Origin of the sequence: Pseudomonas sp. ICMP 8385 (genome assembly GCF_002699915.1) — a bacterium.
Classification (GTDB): domain Bacteria; phylum Pseudomonadota; class Gammaproteobacteria; order Pseudomonadales; family Pseudomonadaceae; genus Aquipseudomonas; species Aquipseudomonas gessardii.
This window is the reverse complement of sequence record NZ_LKBY01000146.1, coordinates 15,873-34,964: the sequence shown is the minus strand read 5'-3', so window position 1 is coordinate 34,964 and position 19,092 is coordinate 15,873. Positions and strand designations below refer to the sequence as shown.

Sequence of the window (19,092 nt, the reverse complement as noted above, 5' to 3'; positions counted from 1 at the left end):
ATGCCTATCGACAATCATCCATTCAACCCATTCGTCCGCGGCTTTAACGAACTGCGCATCCAGCGCCTGCTGGCCATCCTTTACGATGCCAAGGCGCCGCTGTGCTATCTGCCACCCCATCCTTCCCAGCAGCACCTGGATGACGAGCAACTCGAACGTCGGCCTTGTCTGTTCAATGACACCCATGCGCTGATCATTACCTCAAACGCTGCGTCGACGGTCGATGACGACAACCACCCAAATCCAGGAATCGTGGTGCAGGTGATCTACGGAGTATTTGCCCACGATCAATCACCGCCCCTCCTGGTGGGCGATCTCTATTCCCAGGCCCATGCCCAACAGAGAGTTCAGCAACTGACGTTTGAGACCGGCCACTACAGCCGTTGCTGGGAGGTCAACAGTGCCCACTTGCCGGAAACGGCCTGGAGCACGCTGGAAATGTTGACGTCTTTAAATGGCCTGCTGTTTGAGTCCTTTGTGCTACCGGCCAGCGATGCTATCGGTTTCAAACTGATTGCCACACCCTGGACCGATACGCATCTAAGCAAGGTCGGAAGCATCACAGCAGAACAGTTGCGCCAGGAACAACTCTGCAAAGGCATGCCCAGAGAACTGGTCGAGGTGCTGCATTTGGCGGCACAGGCTGATGTTCGGGTACTGATATTCGACCCAAATGCTGCGTGCCTGGCGGGATTACCTACCTACGAAGACTTGCAATGATCCCACCACTCAGAAGCCCCGTTCGCGGGGCTTCCTCATACCTGCAGCCGCGAATTCGGGTGTCCGTGCACGGCGTATTCATACATGCCACAGGCAAGCAACAGGATCACGCTGAAAGCATGTTCCGCCGACCCGTTCGGCAACATGCCCAGGTGGTCTCGGTCTTCAAGGCCACGGCGCTCAGGCGCTGATCCGCGTCACGCACATCACCAGTCCAACACTGGTAATCAACCCGTGGGACCACGTTCCGACGGGACGTCTCCCATGTTCATCTCCACTTTGAATGGAAGGAGACTGTCATGTCTCAATCGTCTTGCGTCTCTGAAGAGACGACCTACTTCGATCTGCACACCCAGGGCCTCGGTTACCTCAACCGAATTCGTGAGGTCACACCCAGCCGCGGCAAGTCATTCCTGGCCTGCACCATCGCCGCGCTCAATGGGCCCACACAGGCGCCTGAGTACCGCTACTTCGACGTCATTGTCTGCGGCGCTGAAGCGCAGCAATTGGTCAACCGCTACGCCAACGCCGTCAACCGGGGCCAAAAAGTCCTGATGGGCTTTCGTCTCGGCGATCTGTGGACCGATCTGTTCCGCTACAACCGTGGCGAAAAAGCCGGCAAAACCGGCGTCAGCTTGAAGGCGCGGTTGCTGTTTGTCAGTTGGGTCAAGGTCGACGGAAAGCTGGTCTACCAAGCCCGACCCAAGGTTGATTCCGAAGAGGCCGAAGCACCCCATCCTGCGGATGCACCGGCGACTGCCGAGTCCATTTAGAACCCGTGTTCCTTTCATCCATCCGACGGCGTCACGGCTTGCCGTGGCCTTGTCGTACGTTATGGAGGATTCCATCATGGAAACCGCATGCGTTAACGCCCCGCGCTTTTCGCCGGGCATGATCGTCGCTACGGCCGGGGTTCAAGCCCTGATCGAAAGCAGTTCTTTCCAGCCCCTGCCCTACCTGCTACGCCACCTCAACGGTGACTGGGGCGATATTTGTCCTGAAGACTGGGAGGAAAATCAGTCCGCGCTGGAGCTTGGCAACCGCCTGCTCTCGGTCTATCACGTCGCGCCGGAGCTGACATTGTGGATCATCACCGAGTGGGATCGGTCGGTGACGACGATGCTGCTGCCTGACGAGTATTGAGCCTGAAAAGCAACGGCCCCAATCGGGGCCGTTGTGCTGTTTGCCTTCAAGGCTTGACCCAATCCAGATCCACCGCGCCCTGGATACCCTCGACCTGGCCCTTGCTGCTGTGCTGCCACCACTGCCAGCTTTTGCCGTGTTTGCTCCAGGTTTCCGGCACGGTGGGCTCGGCGACGTCCCAATGGGCAATCCACAGCGGGCATTCGCTGAAGTCATACCTGCGCCAGGCCACACTGTTGCTCCAGATACTGGGCGAGGCATAAATATGCGGATACGCCCCCTCCAGCAGCGACACCCTGACCAGCGTCACCAGTTGGAACAAGGCATCAGCCATCTGATCCGGGGTAGCCCCTTCGTTGCGATGGGTCTCGACATCGATGGCTAGGATGTCCTGCCCGACCTTGAACCCCACCTCGGCGAGGCAGCCCTGGATATTGGCCAATTGCTCGCACGGCGTGCTGCTCAACGCACGGAAATAGTGGTACCCCCCGGCCTTCAGGCCGTTCGCCTTCATGCCTTGGAAGTTCTCGACGAATTTGGGATCGGTGTAGTCGCCGCCCTCCGTCATCTTTGCTATCGCATGGGTAACGCCCGCGCCGGCCACGCGCGCCCAGTCGATATCACCCTGCCAGCGCGACACGTCGATGCCGCGTGCATTTGCATCGTTGATCGGTCCTTCGCAACTCATCTGCTCTCCTACTGTGGATGTCTTGATGCTGCATCTTTTCATCGGCGACCGGCCGCCATGCACTATCGGGATACCGCACCTTGCCCATTCCAGATGGCAGCGGGCATATCAAAGCACGACGCTGCGCCATAACTGTCATGGAGCCCATCATGCTGATACGCCCAAATTGCTATCGCCCGATCATTGCCGCTTTGGCCGCGATGCTGGTCGGTGCATGTGCCTCAACCACAGAGGAAACAGCACTTTCCATCACACCGATGCCGGTGCCAACCGACGAGGATGCACGCGTGCTCCTGCGCCAAAGCCGCTACACCCTGGTTGAACTGCGCCCCGATGCCGGACAACAGAACCTGCTGCGGCAAATCATCGACCTGCGTATTCCAGCAACCCACGCAACCACCGTCGGCGACTCCATGCGCTATGTGCTGCGCCGCTCTGGCTACCAGCTGTGTGAGGGTGACCCGGTACTGGCGACCTTGTGGGATCTACCCTTGCCGGCGGCACATTTACGGCTTGGCCCGCTGCCGTTGAACCAGACCCTGCAACTGCTGGCCGGTGATGCCTGGCGCCTGTCGATAGATGAACGCGCACGACAGGTCTGCTTTATCACCACCCAATCCAATGGCGAGGCTCAGCCATGATTTCAACGCCCCTCAATAGTTCGCGCCTGATCCGCGTGGCAGTGGTCGTATGGTTGACACTGATCAGCGTCGGCTTGGTCGCGCTGGCACTCTCCCTGACCCGACTGGATGCACAACGCCGCCAGGGCGCACCTGATGCGCAGATTGCCGAACTGCAAACCCGCGCACTTGAACTGGAAGCGTTCCGGGCCTCGGTCGAGGCAGCACCGGCCACAGTCACGGAAAGCGATTTCCAGCTGATGCGCGACCACTGGCAGCAACAGTGGGACACCCTCGACCAGCGTCAGCAGGATCTCGCCAGTGCCACAGACCTGATCGCCCTGCAAAGCCGTCTCGACGCCTTGGTTCAACAGATCAACCCCGCCAAACCTATCGTAACCAAACCGCGCCCTCGCGCTGCCAAGCCACGCGCTGTTTCCACGGCCCCGACTTTCCAGTTACTGGGCATGGAGTTGCGTGGCGGCGAACCCTTCCTGGCAATCCAACCCAACGGCACCACTGGCTTGGCCACCGTTCGCCTGCTCCAGGTCGGCGATGCCGAAGGCCGCTGGCAGTTGGAGGCCCTGGAATCACGCAGCGCGCTGTTCCGGAATGGCCAACAGATGCAGCGCCTGCCGCTGCCCCAGGAGTAAGCCATGACCTCGCAACTGCTCCAGCCCGCACTGGCCGCCGCAGTACTGGCGGCCCTGCTGATCGGCCTGGCCTCTGCATTGGCTGGCGGTGAAGCCACCAGTGACACCCGCCTCAGCCAGCAACGTGACAGCCGCGAAACCCGCAGCGACGAACAACGGGCCGAAGATTGGGGCCTACTTGCCGAGGACTGGGCACGTTACCGGCAGTTGCAACAAGGCCCGCTGGGCGTCTACTCACCCAACCTTGACCCGTTGACTGCACTGGGTATCGAAGCCCGCAATGACGAAGAACGCCGACGCTTTGCCGAACTACAGGTACTGGCCGAGTCGGCCCGTGTCACCAAGGAACTGGCCTATCAACGTGCCTATGACCAGGCCTGGAAGCGGCTGTACCCGACCCTGCAAGTGGTCACCCTGACCGCCGCCAACAGCAGCCCGGCGCGCTTGCAAGGCAATGGCCGCCTGGCGCTGTTTATCGAGGACAATTGCACGGCCTGCAACCTGCAGGTCAAGAAGCTGCAAACCGCCGGCCGCGAGTTCGACCTGTACATGGTCGGTAGCGACAACGACGATGCCCGCCTGCGGCAATGGGCCCAGCGCATGGCACTGGACCCGCGCAGCGTGCGCGAGCGCCGGGTCACCCTTAATCACGACGCCGGGCGCTGGGCCAGCTTGGGCGTGGCCGGTGAGCTGCCGGCGCTGGTGCGCGAGGTGGGCGGGCAATGGCAACGTCAATGATCGGCCACTGCACGGCACTGCTGCTGGTCCCGACACTGCTCGATCCATCCGCACTCACCGCGCGGGAACTGCCACCGCCAGCCTATCAATTGGCAGCCGCACAGGCCCGGGTGCCGCCGAATCTGCTCTACGCAGTGGCCCTGCAAGAAAGCGGACGCAACCTGCGTGGGCGGACCGTGCCCTGGCCCTGGACGCTGAATGTCGCCGGCCAACCCCGCCGTTACGGCACCCGCCGCGAGGCCTGCGCCGATCTACGCCAGGTCTTGCAGCTCACCCCCGCCACACGGGTAGATGTAGGCCTGGGGCAACTCAATGCCGGTTATCAACGCCATCGCGTGCGGCAACCCTGCGAGCTGCTGGAGCCGTACCGCAACCTGCGCCTGGCCGCGACCATTCTGCGCGAGCAGTACAACCCCAACCAAAGCTGGTTGATGGCCGCCGGGCGTTATCATCGCCCCGCCGGCGGCGCACCGGCCGTTCGCTACCGACAGCAAGTGGGCCAGCACCTGGCAAGGCTGGAGGTCGCAGCTTCGCCCCGGAGAACGCCATGAAACACGTCGCCCTATTATTAGTGTTGTGGGTGCCCCGCCTTGTGCTGGGCGCAGCGTTCGATGACGCGCCAACGGCACCGTACAACGAAGCCGCGCTGCTACCGATCCGCTCACCCTCACTGCGCCCTGGCCCTGTAGAGCCGCGAGCGATCAGCCTACCCGGCATCACCGCGCTGTTTCTCATCGGTGACGACCCGCGCTCCCACGCCTGGCTGCAACAACGCCTACCCGACCTGCAACGCCTCGGCGCCGCCGGGCTGGTGGTCAATGTTGAGTCAGCCAAAGCACTGCAGGCCCTGCGCGAACGTGCCCCCGGCCTGAGCTTGACCCCAGTGCCCGGCGATGACCTGGCCCAGCGGCTGGGACTGAGCGGCTACCCGGTGCTGATCACCGCCACGGCCATCGAGCAATGACATGGCCCAGACCGTCGAAGTGCTGCTGCGCCCGGCGGTGGAGCTGTACACCGTGGCGATCTGCGCCGGCAGTGCGCTGCTGTGCCTGGCTGCTCCGTGGGCAGTGGCGCTCAGTCCGCCACTGGGGTTGGGGGCGGCATTGGGGTTTATCGTGTTCGGCGCGATTCGTCTCCAACAGGCCTGGGTAATCCTGCGCTACCGCCGCAACATCCGGCGCCTGCCCCGCTACGCCCTGCGCGACAGCCAAATCCCGGTCAGCCAGGAGCGGCTGTTTCTCGGCCGCGGCTTTCGTTGGGAACCGCACCATACCCACCGCCTGCTGCAAACCTACCGCCCGGAGTTCCGGCACTACGTCGAGCCCCCTTGGCGGCTGCGCTATGCGCGCCGCCTGGAACAGCGCCTGGAATTTGCCCCCCAGCCCTTGCCGCAACTGGCGCGCGTCACGCGTTGGGACCATCCACTGAATCCAGTGCGCCCCTTGCCTGCGGTGGGCGGCCTGGCCCGCCTGCACGGCGTCGAACCTCATGAGGTCGAAGTCAGCCTGCCGCTGCGCGAGCGGGTCGGCCACACCCTGGTGCTCGGCACAACCCGCGTCGGCAAGACCCGGCTGGCTGAACAACTGATCGCCCAGGACATCTGCCGTGGCGAGACCTGCATCGTGTTCGACCCCAAGGGTGATGCCGACCTGCTCAAGCGTGTGTACCTGGAATGCCTGCGCAGCGGCCGGCTGGATGCCTTCTACCTGTTCCATCTGGGTTGGCCCGACAGTTCCGCGCGCTACAACGCCGTCGGCCGTTTTGGTCGCATCACCGAGGTGGCCAGCCGCATCGCCGGGCAACTCTCCAATGAAGGCAACAGCGCCGCGTTCCGCGAATTCGCCTGGCGCTTCGTCAACATCATCGCCCGTGCCCTGGTCGAACTCGGCCACCGCCCCGACTACCTGCTGATCCAACGCCATGTGGTCAACATTGACACCCTGTTCATCGAATACGCCCAACACCTGTTCGCCAAGCGCGCGCCCAAAGCCTGGGAAGCCGTCGTGCAAATCGAAGGCGGCATCAACGAGCGCAATACCCCACGCCATATGCTCGGTCGCGACCGCCGGGTGGTGGCGATTGAGCAGTACCTGACCCAGGCGCCGCTGTTCGACCCGGTACTCGAAGGCCTGCGCAGCGCCGTGCGTTACGAACGTACCTTCTTCGACAAGATCGTCGCCTCGCTGCTGCCGCTGTTGGAAAAATTGACCAGTGGCCGTATTGCCCAGTTGCTGGCCCCGGACTACGCGGACCTGAATGACCCACGGCCGATCTTCGACTGGATGCAGGTGGTGCGCCAACGCGCGGTGGTCTATGTCGGCCTGGATGCCCTGTCCGACAGTGAGGTCGCTGCCGCCGTCGGCAACTCGATGTTCGCCGACCTAGTCTCCGTGGCCGGCCATCTGTACAAATTCGGCTTGGGCGACGGCCTGCCCGGCGCCGCAAACCAGCCGATGGCCCCGATCAACGTCCACGCCGACGAATTCAGCGAACTGATGGGCGACGAGTTCATCCCCATGGTCAACAAAGCCGGTGGCGCGGGCGTACAAGTCACCGCCTACACCCAGACCCTCAGCGACATCGAAGCGCGCCTGGGCAACCGCGCCAAGGCCGCCCAGGTGGTGGGCAACTTCAACAACCTGATCATGCTGCGCGTGCGCGAGACCGCCACGGCCGAACTGCTGACCCAGCAACTGCCCAAGGTCGATGTCGCCAGCGTCTCACCGCTCAGCGGCGCCACCGACAGCTCCGATCCCCACGGCCACACCGCCTTCACCTCCAGCAGCATGGACCGCATCACCACCACCAGCGTGCCGCTGCTGGAGCCGGCACATATCGTCGCCCTGCCCAAGGGCCAGGCCTTTGCCCTGCTCGAAGGCGGCACCCTGTGGAAACTGCGCATGCCGCTGCCGATCCACGAACCCAACACCGGCCTGCCCGACGACCTGCGCGCCCTGGCCGAACAAATGCGCCGCCAGTACAGCAATGACGCCCCGGCCTGGTACACACAAACCTGTGGCCATGCGTGATCCGGCCAGCGTCGCCCAACAACAGCAGGCGCGGCAGCATGGGCTGTTGGTGGGCCTTATCACCCTGCCGCTGCGGTTTATCGGGGTGATGCTGGGGTCACTGTTGCTGTGCCTGGTGATTGAGCTGGTCGGTATGCATCTGTTCTGGCCGGAGCAAGGTTGGCGGCATGCACAAGGGATGATGAACTTCGAGCTGCAACAGCTTTTGGCCCAGTTCACCCGCAGCGTGGTAGTGCAGGAGCCGGGGCGCAGCGCCTACTGGCTGGTGAGCTGGTTGCATCAGACCCTGCTGCTCGACAGTGGGCTGCTCGACTGGTTGAAAAGGATGAACGAACAGGCGAAAGCGGCTGATACCACGAGAGGGTTCAACGCTAGCCTGGCTCAGGCCGTGGTGTATCTGGAGCGGTATGTGCTGGCGGCGTTCTACACCACGGTGACCTTTGGGCTGCGATTGCTGGTGTTGGTCATTGCCTTGCCGTTGGTTGCGCTGGCGGCATTGACCGGGCTGGTGGATGGGCTGGTGCGGCGGGATCTGCGGCGGTTCTCTGCCGGACGGGAATCTGGATTCCTCTACCATAGGGCAAGAGCGGCGATTCTGCCGCTGGCAGTGTTGCCGTGGGTGACGTATTTGGCCTTACCGATCAGTGTTCATCCTTTATGGATCCTTTTGCCGGCAGCAGCGGCGTTGGGAATGGCGATGGATCTGACGGCAGGAAGCTTCAAAAAATATTTGTAAACAACTTCATCTGACAATCAAGCAATCAAGGTACTCCGACACTATTGTGCCACTACATCGAAGCGTGTAAGTTCCTTAGAAATCCTTACCTTTTGTAAGCCAAAGCTATCAACAACAATCAGATGTAACGCAACCACTTACTTGGAGATGGACTGATGCCGCTCGATGCAGGGATGTATAAAACGAATGATGCATACCGTAGCTGGATAGATAATCCATTTCGCTTTATAGAACCGAACTCAAGCAATGGAGATTTCGGGCTGCGCAAACCCCAGCTCGCTGCACTGCACATCACGCTGGGCCATCTAATCTCCACCCCGGATATTCCCGCTACTGTCGTGATGCCCACGGGAACAGGTAAAACCGACACAATTTTTTCGCTGATTTTGGCCGGCGCATTTCCAAGAACTCTGATTGTCGTACCCTCCGACGCACTGCGAGAGCAGACTGCCGAGAAAATTGTTGCCCTTAGGACTCTCCGCAACATGAAAGCGGTGGTCCCAGCGGTTTTGAGCCCTGCGATCTCAAAACTGAGCTCAAAACTCACCGTTAACGAAGTGGAGAAGCTGGAACAATTCAACGTTCTGATAGCCACTCCTCAAGCACTCCAGCATTTTAATGAGGAGGAGCTTGCTGCCCTGACAAAACTTTGTACTCATCTAGTTATAGATGAGGCGCACCACGTCGCTGCCAGCACATGGAATCGGATTCGCAAAGCGTTTGCGGGTAAGCCTTGCATCCAATTCACTGCGACGCCATTTCGTGAAGATAAAGAGGGATTGGATGGAAAAATAATATATAACTATCCACTCAAAGAAGCCCAGATCGATGGCTACTTCCAAGAAATAGAATTTCATCCAATTCGAGAGTACCAACCCAGTCTAGCTGATACAGCTATTGCAGAAAAAGCAATAGCCCTCCTCAGAACCGATCTAGATGAGGGTAAAGATCACTTAATGATGGTTAGGGCAAAAACGCAGAAGAAAGCAGAACTTCTTTTCGAAATTTACCGTAAATTTGAAGATCTAAAACCAGTACTCATACACAGCAAGTCAGCCAACAGAGCGGCAACTCTCGAAAATATAAAAAACAAAAAACACAAAGTTATTGTATGTGTCGACATGCTTGGAGAGGGCTTCGATCTTCCAGAGCTGAAAATCGCCGCTATACATGACCAGCACAGAAGCCCAGCCGTCACCCTGCAATTCATAGGTCGATTGACACGAGTAGATAAAAAACTCGGAAATGCAAAATTCGTCGCAAATATCGCCAACCAAAAAATGGACTCACAGATGTCTGCGCTTTACAAAGAAAGCGCAGACTGGAGTGCGGTAATCCGAGACGTCAGCGCAGAAAAAATCCACAGAGAAGTTCAGAGGGAGGAGCTAACCTCGCAGTTTTCTGACGACGAGGACGGAGAAAAAATTCTAGCCCTCAATCCAATACCGAAAATCAGCGCGATTGCGTACCACGTAAAAAAAGAAGATTGGACTCCCGAGAGAGCCGCGCACTTCAAGTCCAATAAAGAAAAGCTCCAGTATTCGTCCGTAAACGAGTCCGGGGATACGGTAATGTTAGTAACAAAAGCAGACGTATCCGTCGGCTGGGCTAATACTTTCGAAATCCACAACACTGAATGGTATTTGTACCTCGCATACTACCGCAAGGATGATCAAACACTTTTTATAAACTGCTCAGGAGACGAAGGTCAAGCATTGAAATTTCGGGACCTGGTTTCCTCTGACAGCACCAAAATAGCAGGTGAGAAAACCTTCCGAACATTACACAACATTACCTTCCTGAAGCTACAGAACGTTGGCCTATCACGCGCACAAAAAGATGTACGGTTCACGATGCATGTAGGTCGCGACATCAATGCAATTATGAGTGAACTCGAGAATGGAACAGCGGTGAAGTCCAACATCTTTGCAACGGGCTTTGAGGATGGTGATAAGACCACTGCTGGATGCTCCCATAAAGGTAAAATATGGGAAATGAACTCAGAATCCATCGACTATTGGGTACGTTGGTGCGATCAAGCAGCAGTGAAGCTCAATGATACAGATATCGACCCGCAGAACATCCTGAATAATGTAATGCGTTCTGAACAAATACGTGAAGCATGGCCGACTGGATTATTCTACGCAGACTGGCCGGATTCGATCGCTATCGAGACAGAGGGAAAAATATCAATAACGATAAATGGGTTATCCTACAATCTTTTGGATGTTTACCCAGGCCAACCGAAACGCACCTCGGATACCCTATTAGAAATACCACTCCTTACTGATTCTGATGAAGAACACCACCAACAAATCGCCATAGTTAAAATCAACCTATTAGAAGATGGATATAAAACTATCTGCGACGGTGCAAAAATCTCGCTGCAAAATGAGCGTCCGTTGGCAGAGTATTTGGATGACAACCCGTTTCGAATCCTTAAGCAGGATGGGTCATTCATATTCGGGAATTACAGATACTACTCCCCTGTGACACTAAATATTAAGATGCCATTAAAGCTCATCTCGGCGTGGGATTGGGGAGATACCCAGATTCAGAACGAATCGATGGGCAAAGACGAAAACTTAGACACCGTACAGGGTTTCACGTACAAAAAAATTGAAGACAAGTACCAGATTATCTTCAATGACGACGGTGCTGGCGAGATCGCCGACCTCATCGGGATAAACGAAAACGATGGCATCATCACTGTTGACTTCTATCACTGCAAGTATTGTGGATCTAAGGATGGAGTGGCGACGCCTGGTGCGAGAGTTACTGACACCTATGAAGTCACCGGTCAAACTTCTCGATCAGTAAAATGGCTACACTCTGGTGAAGCTCTCTTTTCACAGATGGTATCTCGCTTTTCAAAGTCCATTGACAAAGGCTTTAACAGAATACTAAAAGGCACCATTGACGAAGTTGATTTGCTTCGCTACAAATGCCGAGACAACGAACTATCAGTTGGCTTTTTTATAGTACAGCCAGCAATTTCAAAAGCTAAAATTTCGGACGAACAGCTCACAGTCCTGGGGACTAGCTACACATACATCAAAGGAATCTCCGGCTCAGATCTACAAGTAATTATTAATAACTGACATCCTGTTTTTTGGACGAAACGATGAGCCGTGCCGAATAAGCCGGCTTATCGTTTCGTTTATCCAACATACTCCGACCCATACACAAACTGGCTCCCAGTTTCAACTGCACAACACCTTTTGATAATACCGGATCAAGGCCCATTCCTATTTCGGGTGGCAGTGCACAAGCAACCTTAAGAACATCGATCTCCCATATATTAGAGTTGCGGTCGATGGATTGCCTTCACACCGTCAGCCGACAAGTGCTGATCATTATTGCTCTACTGCTAATATCCCCTCTTGCCTACCCTTCTGGCACGACGCCAGAAGCAACACGCATGATGGGATTACTGCGCCAACTCGACCTCATCGAACGCCAAGCCGAAGCCAGCGCCCGCCTCCCCCGCGACGACACCTCCCGCTACCACTTCGACTACACCCGTTTCCGCGATGACGTGCAGCGCATGCGCCAGGGCATCCGTGACCACCTGAGCCCGCAGCGTGCCCAGCCGCGCGATCCGCTGCCGTTGTCCGGCGACTACCGCCGTGAGACCGAGGCCAACCATGAGCCTGAGTAACGAGCAAAGCATCGCCTTCCTGGCCCACGGCGGGTTCACGCCGGGTGCCAGTGCGGCGCTGTTGATTGCAGTGGTATTCGCGGTACTGCTGATGTGGGGCGTATGGGCGTTGCGCACGGCCTATGTCGGCTGGGCCGAGCACAAGCTGAGCCAGCGTCAGTTGCTCGGGGTAGCGGTGCGTTTTGCCGCGATGTATGTGGTGTTGACCTATTTCCTGCTGTCATGAACGAGGTTGCCATGAAGCGTTGTCATCAGGCCTTTCCCGTTGCACTGGCCGTGGCGTTCGGCGGCTGGTCGGCGGCGATGCTGTTCTCACCGGCTCGGGCGCAGGGTGCGCTGCCCAGCCTGGAAGAGCCCTCGCGCGGGACCGGCGACGGCATTATCTCAACGATGCAGAACTACGGTTACGACATCGTGATGCTGGTGGCGTTGCTGGTGATCGCCTCGATGTTCATTGGCGTCTGCTACCACGCCTACACCACCTATTCGGAGATCCACGCCGGGCGCAAAACCTGGGGCCAGTTCGGGCTGACCGTGGCGGTGGGTGCGCTGTTGCTGGTGGTCGGCATCTGGTTGCTGACCCAGGCCACCGGGATCTTGTAGGGAGAAGGCCGCCATGCTGAGCACATCGCGATCCGATCAGACCCTGAGCTTTTTACCCCACCGCCTGAACCGCCAGCCGGTGGTGGTGCGCGGACTGACGGCCGATGAGCTATGGGCCTGCACCGGGATCAGCACCACGCTGGGGGCGCTCACCGGGCTGCCGTTGGCCTGGTTGAGCCGCAGCGTGGCGATGGTGCCCACGTTGATGCTGATCGCGGTGGTGTGCGGGGTGTTTTTCGGCGGTGGCTTGCTGCGCCGCCAGAAGCGCGGCCGGCCGGATGCCTGGCTGTATCGGCAGCTGCAATGGCTGCTGTGCCGACGCTATCCGCTGCTGGCCCGCTACGTCGGCGGTGAAGGTTTGATCCTGCACTCGGGCGCCTGGCGCACACGCCGGAGCCGAGCATGAGCCGCTTCAAGAACGAGGTCACGCACCTGCAGGCCCATGTGCGCACCCTGCGCCTGGGCGGGTTGGCGTTGCTGGGGCTGGCGGCACTACTGGCGGTCGGTTGGTGGAATGCACCGCGTGATCTGACGATCCACATTCCGCCGGATCTACGCTCGGGCAGTGTGCGCAAGTGGTGGGAGGTGCCGCCCGGTACGGTGTACAGCTTTGCCTTCTACATCTTCCAGCAGCTCCACCGTTGGCCCACCAATGGCGAAGACGACTACCCACGCAATATCCGCGCGCTTTCCTCTTACCTGACCCCGGCCTGCCGGGCGTTTCTGCTCGACGAAGCCGGGCGCCGGCGCGACAGCGGCGAGCTGCGCCAGCGGGTGCGGGGGGTCTACGAGATTCCCGGCCGCGGCTACGGCGACAACCCGATGATGCGGGTCAAGGCCCTTTCCGATGATGACTGGATCGTCACCCTGGACCTGAGCGCCGATGAGTATTACGGCGCCGAGCAGGTCAAGCGGGCGCTGGTGCGCTATTCGCTGAAGGTGGTGCGGCTGGACATAGATCCCGAGCGCAACCCCTTCGGTCTGGCGCTGGACTGCTACAGCGAAGCGCCGCAACGCATTGGTCGTAGCCCCGATGACAACGGCGAGGAGTCCGCACCATGAAACGATGGCTGTGCAGTGCCCTGATTTTGCTGGTTAGCCCACTGGCCACTGCGGTGGAGATCCTGCGTTGGGAGCGTTTGCCATTGGCGGTACCGTTGCAAGTCGGCCAGGAGCGGGTGGTGTTTATCGAACGCAATGTGCGGGTCGGCCTGCCTGCGTCACTGCAAGGCAAACTGCGCGTGCAAAGCGCCGGCGGCGCGCTGTACCTGCTGGCGAACGAAGCTATCGCGCCCAGCCGCCTACAGCTGCAGGACGCCGACGATGGCACGTTAATCCTGCTGGACATCGTTGCCGAGCCGGCCAAAGCCGGTGAGCCGCTACTGGAGGCGGTGCGTATTGTCGAGGCCGAACGGCTGGCCCCCCGCGACGAGGTGGGGGCTACCGTTGCACGCCCTGCCCCACCGACGCCGCTGCCGGTGGCGCTGACTCGCTATGCCGCACAAAGCCTGTATGCGCCGCTACGTACGCTCGAACCAGTACCCGGCGTGAGTACGGTGCCTCTGCGCGATGACCTGGTGCTGGACACCTTGATGCCGGAGCTGCCGCTGGCCTATCGCGCACTGGCGGCCTGGCGGCTGGAAGACTTGTGGGTCACTGCTGTGCGACTGCGCAACACCTCGCCGCGCTGGATTGAGCTGGATCCGCGCCGCCTGCAAGGGGATTTCGTCAGCGCAACCTTCCAGCATCTCGACCTTGGCCCCAAAGGCGACGCCACCGACACCAGCGTGGTGTATCTGGTCACCCGCAGCCACGGCTTGGCCGGATCGCTGCTGCCAAGTCTCAGCCCAGTGGATGCGGTTCTGAACCTGCCCCGGAGCCACGACAATGAAGAGTAACGGCCTGCTCAAGTGGCTGATGCTGCCGCTGATTTTGTTGCTGTTGTACGCCGGCGTGAAGTGGGCCGGATCGTCGCGGGATAACGCGGGCGACAGCAATAGCGTCGAGCCGCTAAGCCGCGATGAAATGCAGGCGCTGGGCATCGAAGGCGACACCCCGCGCGATACGGTGGCCACGCTGGTTGCCCAGGTCAAACAGCTGCGCGGCGAGCTGCTGGGTGCGCTGAAAAGCAATCAACAGGAAAAGGCCGAGAACGAACGGCTGCGTCAGCGCGAAGGCGCCATTGAGCAGCGCCTCCAGAGCGCCATGCAGGACGGGCGCGAGCAGTTGGCCGAAACGCAACGTCAGACCCGTGGCCTGATTGAGGAGCTGCAGCAGCGTCTGGAATCGCTGGGCAATACCGACCTGCCGGTTGGTCTGGGGCTGGAGGACAGCGATAACCAAGGTCTGATGCGTGATCAACTGATCTGGATCGAACCCGAGGATGGCCGCGCCCCAGCAAACAAGCCCTCCAAACCACTGACCTTTCCCACCTCATTCGGCCCCGCCCAAAAACCACTGGACGACACCTCCGCCCGCCTCGACAGCGCAAGCAAGGCGTTGCGTGAAAAAATCGCACTGCAACCGGTGTATACCGTGCCGGCCAATGCCACGTTGATGGGCTCAGTGGCGATGACTGCGTTGATCGGCCGCGTGCCGGTAGACGGCACTGTCAATGATCCCTATCCGTTCAAGGTACTGATCGGCCCGGACAACCTCACCGCCAACGGCATCGACCTGCCGGAAGTGGCCGGCGCTGTGGTCAGCGGCACGGCTTCAGGGGATTGGGCGCTGTCGTGTGTGCGTGGGCAAATTCGCTCACTGACCTTTGTGTTCCGTGACGGTACGGTGCGCACGGTGCCGTCGAAAGGCGCCAAACGCGAAAATGACAACGATGAGCAGAGTAGCGACACCCGCCAGGGGTTGGGCTGGATCAGCGATCCCTACGGCATCCCCTGCGTTGCCGGTGAGCGCCGCAGCAACGCCCAGCAGTACCTGGGCTCACAGGCGCTGATCACTGCCGCCGGAGCGGGCGCCGCCTCGCTGATTCAGGGCAACAACAGCATGACCTACACCAGCCCCGGCAATCCGCTGGGCACGGTGGGCATCACCACCAACGAGGCTTTGGGACGGATTCTGGCCGGTGGGGTGCAGGAGATGGCGCAGTGGGTCAACAAGCTCTACGGGCAGGCTTTCGCGGCGGTATACGTGCAACCTGGCGCCAAGGTTGCGGTACATATCGAGCGGGCGATCACGGTCGATTACAACCCCAGCGGGCGCCGTGTCGATCATAACCGAGGAGAGAGCGGCCATGTTGTTGAACTGGATTAAATCCGCGCTGTTGTCCGCCCTGGTGCTGCTGGGCGGCTGCGCCACCAACCCGGAGAAGATGCTGCCCCACGGCGATGCCACAATGCTGGATATCTGGAATCAGCAAACAGACGGCGACTCTTCGCTGCGTCGTCTGCTGGACGCCCGCCAAACGCTGCGCCGACCGTTGCAGCCGCCGGTGCCGATGGTCGATCAGAGCGGCTACACGCGCACCGCGCAAAACGAGATCTACCGCCAGTTCCAGCGCCTGCCCAACCCGGACCTGGTGATGTATATGTTCCCGCATTTGGCCGGCACAGAGTCGGTCCCGGTGCCCGGCTACAGCACGGTGTTCCCGCTGTATCAGCGGGTGCATTACGCCCTGCCCGGCGAGCGGGTCGAGGACTACTGATGAAACGCGTACAGCGTCGTCCGGGGAATGCCTGGCAACGCTATCTGGCTCGGCTGCGCGGCTTGGGCATCCCCGCACCGAGACGTGACGCCACTCGCCGTCCTGCGACCCGCGCCGACGAACAGCAGCTGTATGCCGCGCCGCCGTCCTTTGTCGATCTGCTGCCCTGGGTCGAGTACCTGCCCGACTCGCAGAGCCTGCTGCTGGATGACGGTCAATCGGTCGCGGCGTTCTTTGAACTAAGCGCTATCGGCACCGAGGGCCGCGAGGCCGAGTGGTTGTGCAGCGTGCGCGACGCGCTGGAAAACGCCTTGCAGGACAGTTTCGATGAACTGGACCAGCAGCCGTGGGTGGTGCAGCTCTACGCCCAGGACGAGACCGATTGGGACGACTACCTTTCAGGGCTGCGGGCTTATATGCAACCACGGGCGCAAGGCAACGCGTTCAGCGCGTTCTATTGGCGTTCCATGCAGCAACATCTGCAAGCCGTGACCAAACCCGGCGGTCTGTTCGAGGACACAACCGTCAGCCACCTGCCCTGGCGCGGTCAGCGCCGCCGCACGCGGCTGGTGGTGTACCGGCGCACGGCGCGCACCCCATCACGGCGTGGCCTGCCACCGGAAGCGGCGTTAACGGCCGTCTGTGAACGCCTACTCGGCGGGCTCGCCAATGCTGGCGTCCACGCCCGCCGTCTGGAGGCCGCCGCGATCCATGCCTGGTTGCTGCGCTGGTTCAATCCCGCCCCCGACTGGCTGGGTACAAACACCGAGGCGCGGCGGCATTTTTATCGACTGGCTGAGCTGCCCCCTACCCCGGATGCCGATGAACTGGAACTGGAACTGGCCTGCGGCAGCGACTTCGCCCAACGCCTGTTCTTTCGCCAACCGCGCTCGGATACGCGGCATGGCGTGTGGTGGTTCGATGAACAACCGCACCGCGTCGTTACCCTGGACCGGCTGCGCAGTCCGCCCGGTATCGGCCATCTCACCGGCGAGACTGCCAAAGGCGGCGATGCGCTCAACGCGGTATTCGACCAATTGCCGGAAGACACCGTGCTGTGCCTGACCCTGCTCATCACCCCGCAGGATCGGCTGGAAGCCCAGCTCAATCACCTGAGCCATAAATCCGTGGGCGACACCCTGGATTCGCAACAGACCCGCGAAGATGTCGAACAGGCGCGCAGTTTGGTTGGCCGCTCGCACAAGCTCTATCGCGGATCGCTGGCGTTCTACCTATGCGGTCGTGACCTGCCGGAGCTGGACGCGCGCGGCCTACAACTGGCCAACGCCCTGCTCAATGCGGGGTTGCAACCGGTGCGAGAAGAGGATGAGGTGGCACCGCTCAACAGCTACCTGCGCTGGCTGCCGTGTGTGTTCGATCCTGAACTGGACAAGCGCCAGTGGTACACCCAACTGATGTTCGCCCAGCATGCCGCCAACCTGGCGCCGGTCTGGGGCCGCAGCGAAGGCACCGGCCACCCCGGTATTACCTTGTTCAACCGGGGCGGCGGGCTGATCACCTTCGACCCGCTGAACCGATTGGATCGGCAGATGAACGCGCACCTGTTCCTGTTTGGCCCGACCGGCTCGGGCAAGTCGGCGACCTTGAACAATCTGCTCAACCAGATCACAGCGATCTACCGGCCGCGACTGTTTATCGTCGAAGCCGGCAACAGCTTTGGTCTGTTCGCCGATTTCGCCCAACGCCTGGGCCTGAGCGTGCATCGGCTCAAACTGGCCCCCGGTGCCGGGATCAGCCTGGCGCCGTTCGCCGATGCTCGCAGGCTCGTGGACAACCCCAACCAGGTCAAGACGCTGGATGCCGATGCCCTGGATGAGGACGGCTCCGAGCAGGAAGACGAGCGCGATGTGTTGGGCGAACTGGAAATTACCGCGCGGTTGATGATCACCGGCGGCGAGGACAAGGAAGAACAGCGCCTGACCCGCGCCGACCGCAGCCTGATCCGCCAGAGCATTCTGGACGCGGCCCGTCACTGCGCCAGCCAGCAACGCACGGTGCTGACCGAAGACGTGCGCGACGCCCTGCGCGCCATGGGCCAGGATCTTGCCTTACCCGAATCGCGGCGCGTGCGCCTGTTGGAAATGGCCGATGCCATGGACCTATTCTGCCAGGGCAGCGACGGCGAACTGTTCAACCGCGACGGCACACCCTGGCCCGAGGCCGATGTGACCCTGGTGGACCTGGCCACCTATGCGCGCGAGGGCTACAACGCGCAGTTGTCGATCGCCTATATCTCGCTGATCAACGCGGTGAACAACCTGGCCGAACGCGACCAGATGCTCGGCCGCCCGATCATCAATGTCACCGACGAGGGTCACATCATCACCAAGAACCCGTTGCTGGCGCCCTATGTGGTGAAGATCACCAAGATGTGGCGCAAGCTCGGCGCCTGGTTCTGGCTGGCCACGCAAAACCTCGACGACCTGCCCAAGGCTGCCGAACCAATGTTGAACATGATCGAGTGGTGGATCTGCCTGAGCATGCCGCCGGATGAGGTGAAGAAGATCGCGCGTTTTCGTGCACTGACCCCGGCTCAGAAAGCTCTGATGCGCAGTGCGCGCAAGGAGGCGGGCAAGTTCTCGGAGGGGGTCATCCTGTCCAAATCCATGGAGGTGCTGTTTCGTGCGGTGCCACCCAGCCTGTACTTGGCGATGGCGATGACCGAGCCGGAGGAAAAGCACCAGCGTCACCAGTTGATGCAGGCTCATGGCATTGATGAGCTGGCAGCGGCGTTCCGGGTGGCAGCCCAACTGGATGACATCCGAGGGATCGAACCGCTGGTCATCGATCTGCCGGAAATGGGCTGAACGGCATGGAAA

The 19,092-nt window shown here is 60.2% G+C and carries 20 protein-coding genes and 1 pseudogene; 20 read left to right on the top strand and 1 reads right to left on the bottom strand.

Annotation, left to right across the window (positions count from 1 at the left end; all coding sequences use genetic code 11):
* The 3 genes from AO268_RS28790 to AO268_RS28780 all read left to right on the top strand — a co-directional run bounded on the left by AO268_RS28790 (position 1) and on the right by AO268_RS28780 (position 1,863).
* Entirely contained in the window at positions 1-720 is a 720-nt protein-coding gene (locus tag AO268_RS28790; protein ID WP_099170616.1) for a DUF5983 family protein, read from the top strand.
* A 299-nt stretch (positions 721-1,019) separates the two neighbouring features.
* Complete coding sequence (locus AO268_RS28785; protein WP_099170615.1) at positions 1,020-1,493, top strand: STY4534 family ICE replication protein; 474 nt, start codon at positions 1,020-1,022, stop codon at positions 1,491-1,493.
* A 76-nt stretch (positions 1,494-1,569) separates the two neighbouring features.
* Positions 1,570-1,863: a hypothetical protein gene (locus AO268_RS28780; RefSeq protein WP_099170614.1), complete on the top strand. Its 294-nt coding sequence runs from the start codon at positions 1,570-1,572 to the stop codon at positions 1,861-1,863.
* 46 nt (positions 1,864-1,909) lie between these two features.
* Here AO268_RS28780 and AO268_RS28775 read toward each other — a convergent pair whose 3' ends face one another.
* Entirely contained in the window at positions 1,910-2,551 is a 642-nt protein-coding gene (locus tag AO268_RS28775) for a glycoside hydrolase family 25 protein (protein WP_099170613.1), read from the bottom strand.
* A 149-nt stretch (positions 2,552-2,700) separates the two neighbouring features.
* On the opposite strand from AO268_RS28775, the gene pilL2 reads away from it, so the two are divergent.
* The 17 genes and pseudogenes from pilL2 (at position 2,701) to AO268_RS28690 (ending at position 19,080) form a co-directional block, all read left to right on the top strand.
* Positions 2,701-3,192 carry a PFGI-1 class ICE element type IV pilus protein PilL2 gene (gene pilL2 / locus AO268_RS28770; protein WP_099170612.1) on the top strand — a complete coding sequence of 164 codons (492 nt, stop codon included), beginning with the start codon at positions 2,701-2,703 and terminating at the stop codon, positions 3,190-3,192.
* The gene (locus AO268_RS28765; RefSeq protein ID WP_099170611.1) at positions 3,189-3,824 is read left to right on the top strand and encodes a hypothetical protein; all 636 of its coding nucleotides are present in this window, start codon (positions 3,189-3,191) and stop codon (positions 3,822-3,824) included. The genes pilL2 and AO268_RS28765 overlap by 4 nt, the downstream gene beginning before the upstream one ends.
* Before the next feature lie 3 nt (positions 3,825-3,827).
* Positions 3,828-4,562: a TIGR03759 family integrating conjugative element protein gene (locus AO268_RS28760; RefSeq protein WP_099170610.1), complete on the top strand. Its 735-nt coding sequence runs from the start codon at positions 3,828-3,830 to the stop codon at positions 4,560-4,562.
* Positions 4,547-5,113: a transglycosylase SLT domain-containing protein gene (locus AO268_RS28755; protein WP_099170609.1), complete on the top strand. Its 567-nt coding sequence runs from the start codon at positions 4,547-4,549 to the stop codon at positions 5,111-5,113. The genes AO268_RS28760 and AO268_RS28755 overlap by 16 nt, the downstream gene beginning before the upstream one ends.
* Complete coding sequence (locus AO268_RS28750; protein WP_099170608.1) at positions 5,110-5,526, top strand: integrating conjugative element protein; 417 nt, start codon at positions 5,110-5,112, stop codon at positions 5,524-5,526. The genes AO268_RS28755 and AO268_RS28750 overlap by 4 nt, the downstream gene beginning before the upstream one ends.
* Before the next feature lies 1 nt (position 5,527).
* Positions 5,528-7,573, top strand: a pseudogene (gene traD / locus AO268_RS28745) (type IV conjugative transfer system coupling protein TraD); the annotation flags it as partial.
* Between the two features lie 10 nt (positions 7,574-7,583).
* Positions 7,584-8,327 carry a TIGR03747 family integrating conjugative element membrane protein gene (locus AO268_RS28740; RefSeq protein ID WP_099170606.1) on the top strand — a complete coding sequence of 248 codons (744 nt, stop codon included), beginning with the start codon at positions 7,584-7,586 and terminating at the stop codon, positions 8,325-8,327.
* 155 nt (positions 8,328-8,482) lie between these two features.
* Entirely contained in the window at positions 8,483-11,428 is a 2,946-nt protein-coding gene (locus AO268_RS28735; RefSeq protein WP_099170605.1) for a DEAD/DEAH box helicase, read from the top strand.
* Between the two features lie 215 nt (positions 11,429-11,643).
* On the top strand, positions 11,644-11,988 hold the full coding sequence (locus AO268_RS28730; RefSeq protein WP_099170604.1) for an integrative conjugative element protein, RAQPRD family: 345 nt from the start codon (positions 11,644-11,646) through the stop codon (positions 11,986-11,988).
* Positions 11,975-12,214 carry a TIGR03758 family integrating conjugative element protein gene (locus tag AO268_RS28725; RefSeq protein WP_099170603.1) on the top strand — a complete coding sequence of 80 codons (240 nt, stop codon included), beginning with the start codon at positions 11,975-11,977 and terminating at the stop codon, positions 12,212-12,214. Before AO268_RS28730 ends, AO268_RS28725 begins: the two co-directional genes overlap by 14 nt.
* 77 nt (positions 12,215-12,291) lie before the next feature.
* Complete coding sequence (locus AO268_RS28720) at positions 12,292-12,591, top strand: TIGR03745 family integrating conjugative element membrane protein (protein WP_257154481.1); 300 nt, start codon at positions 12,292-12,294, stop codon at positions 12,589-12,591.
* Between the two features lie 13 nt (positions 12,592-12,604).
* Positions 12,605-12,997, top strand: coding sequence for a TIGR03750 family conjugal transfer protein (locus AO268_RS28715; protein ID WP_099170601.1), 393 nt, complete (start codon positions 12,605-12,607; stop codon positions 12,995-12,997).
* Positions 12,994-13,653: a PFL_4703 family integrating conjugative element protein gene (locus AO268_RS28710; RefSeq protein WP_099170600.1), complete on the top strand. Its 660-nt coding sequence runs from the start codon at positions 12,994-12,996 to the stop codon at positions 13,651-13,653. The genes AO268_RS28715 and AO268_RS28710 overlap by 4 nt, the downstream gene beginning before the upstream one ends.
* Complete coding sequence (locus AO268_RS28705) at positions 13,650-14,489, top strand: TIGR03749 family integrating conjugative element protein (RefSeq protein WP_099170599.1); 840 nt, start codon at positions 13,650-13,652, stop codon at positions 14,487-14,489. Before AO268_RS28710 ends, AO268_RS28705 begins: the two co-directional genes overlap by 4 nt.
* Entirely contained in the window at positions 14,479-15,861 is a 1,383-nt protein-coding gene (locus AO268_RS28700) for a TIGR03752 family integrating conjugative element protein (protein WP_099170598.1), read from the top strand. The genes AO268_RS28705 and AO268_RS28700 overlap by 11 nt, the downstream gene beginning before the upstream one ends.
* Positions 15,842-16,252 (top strand): TIGR03751 family conjugal transfer lipoprotein, encoded by a 411-nt coding sequence (locus tag AO268_RS28695; protein ID WP_099170597.1) that lies wholly within the window; start codon positions 15,842-15,844, stop codon positions 16,250-16,252. Before AO268_RS28700 ends, AO268_RS28695 begins: the two co-directional genes overlap by 20 nt.
* Complete coding sequence (locus AO268_RS28690) at positions 16,252-19,080, top strand: conjugative transfer ATPase (RefSeq protein ID WP_099170596.1); 2,829 nt, start codon at positions 16,252-16,254, stop codon at positions 19,078-19,080. The genes AO268_RS28695 and AO268_RS28690 overlap by 1 nt, the downstream gene beginning before the upstream one ends.
* Positions 19,081-19,092: the final 12 nt, after the last annotated feature.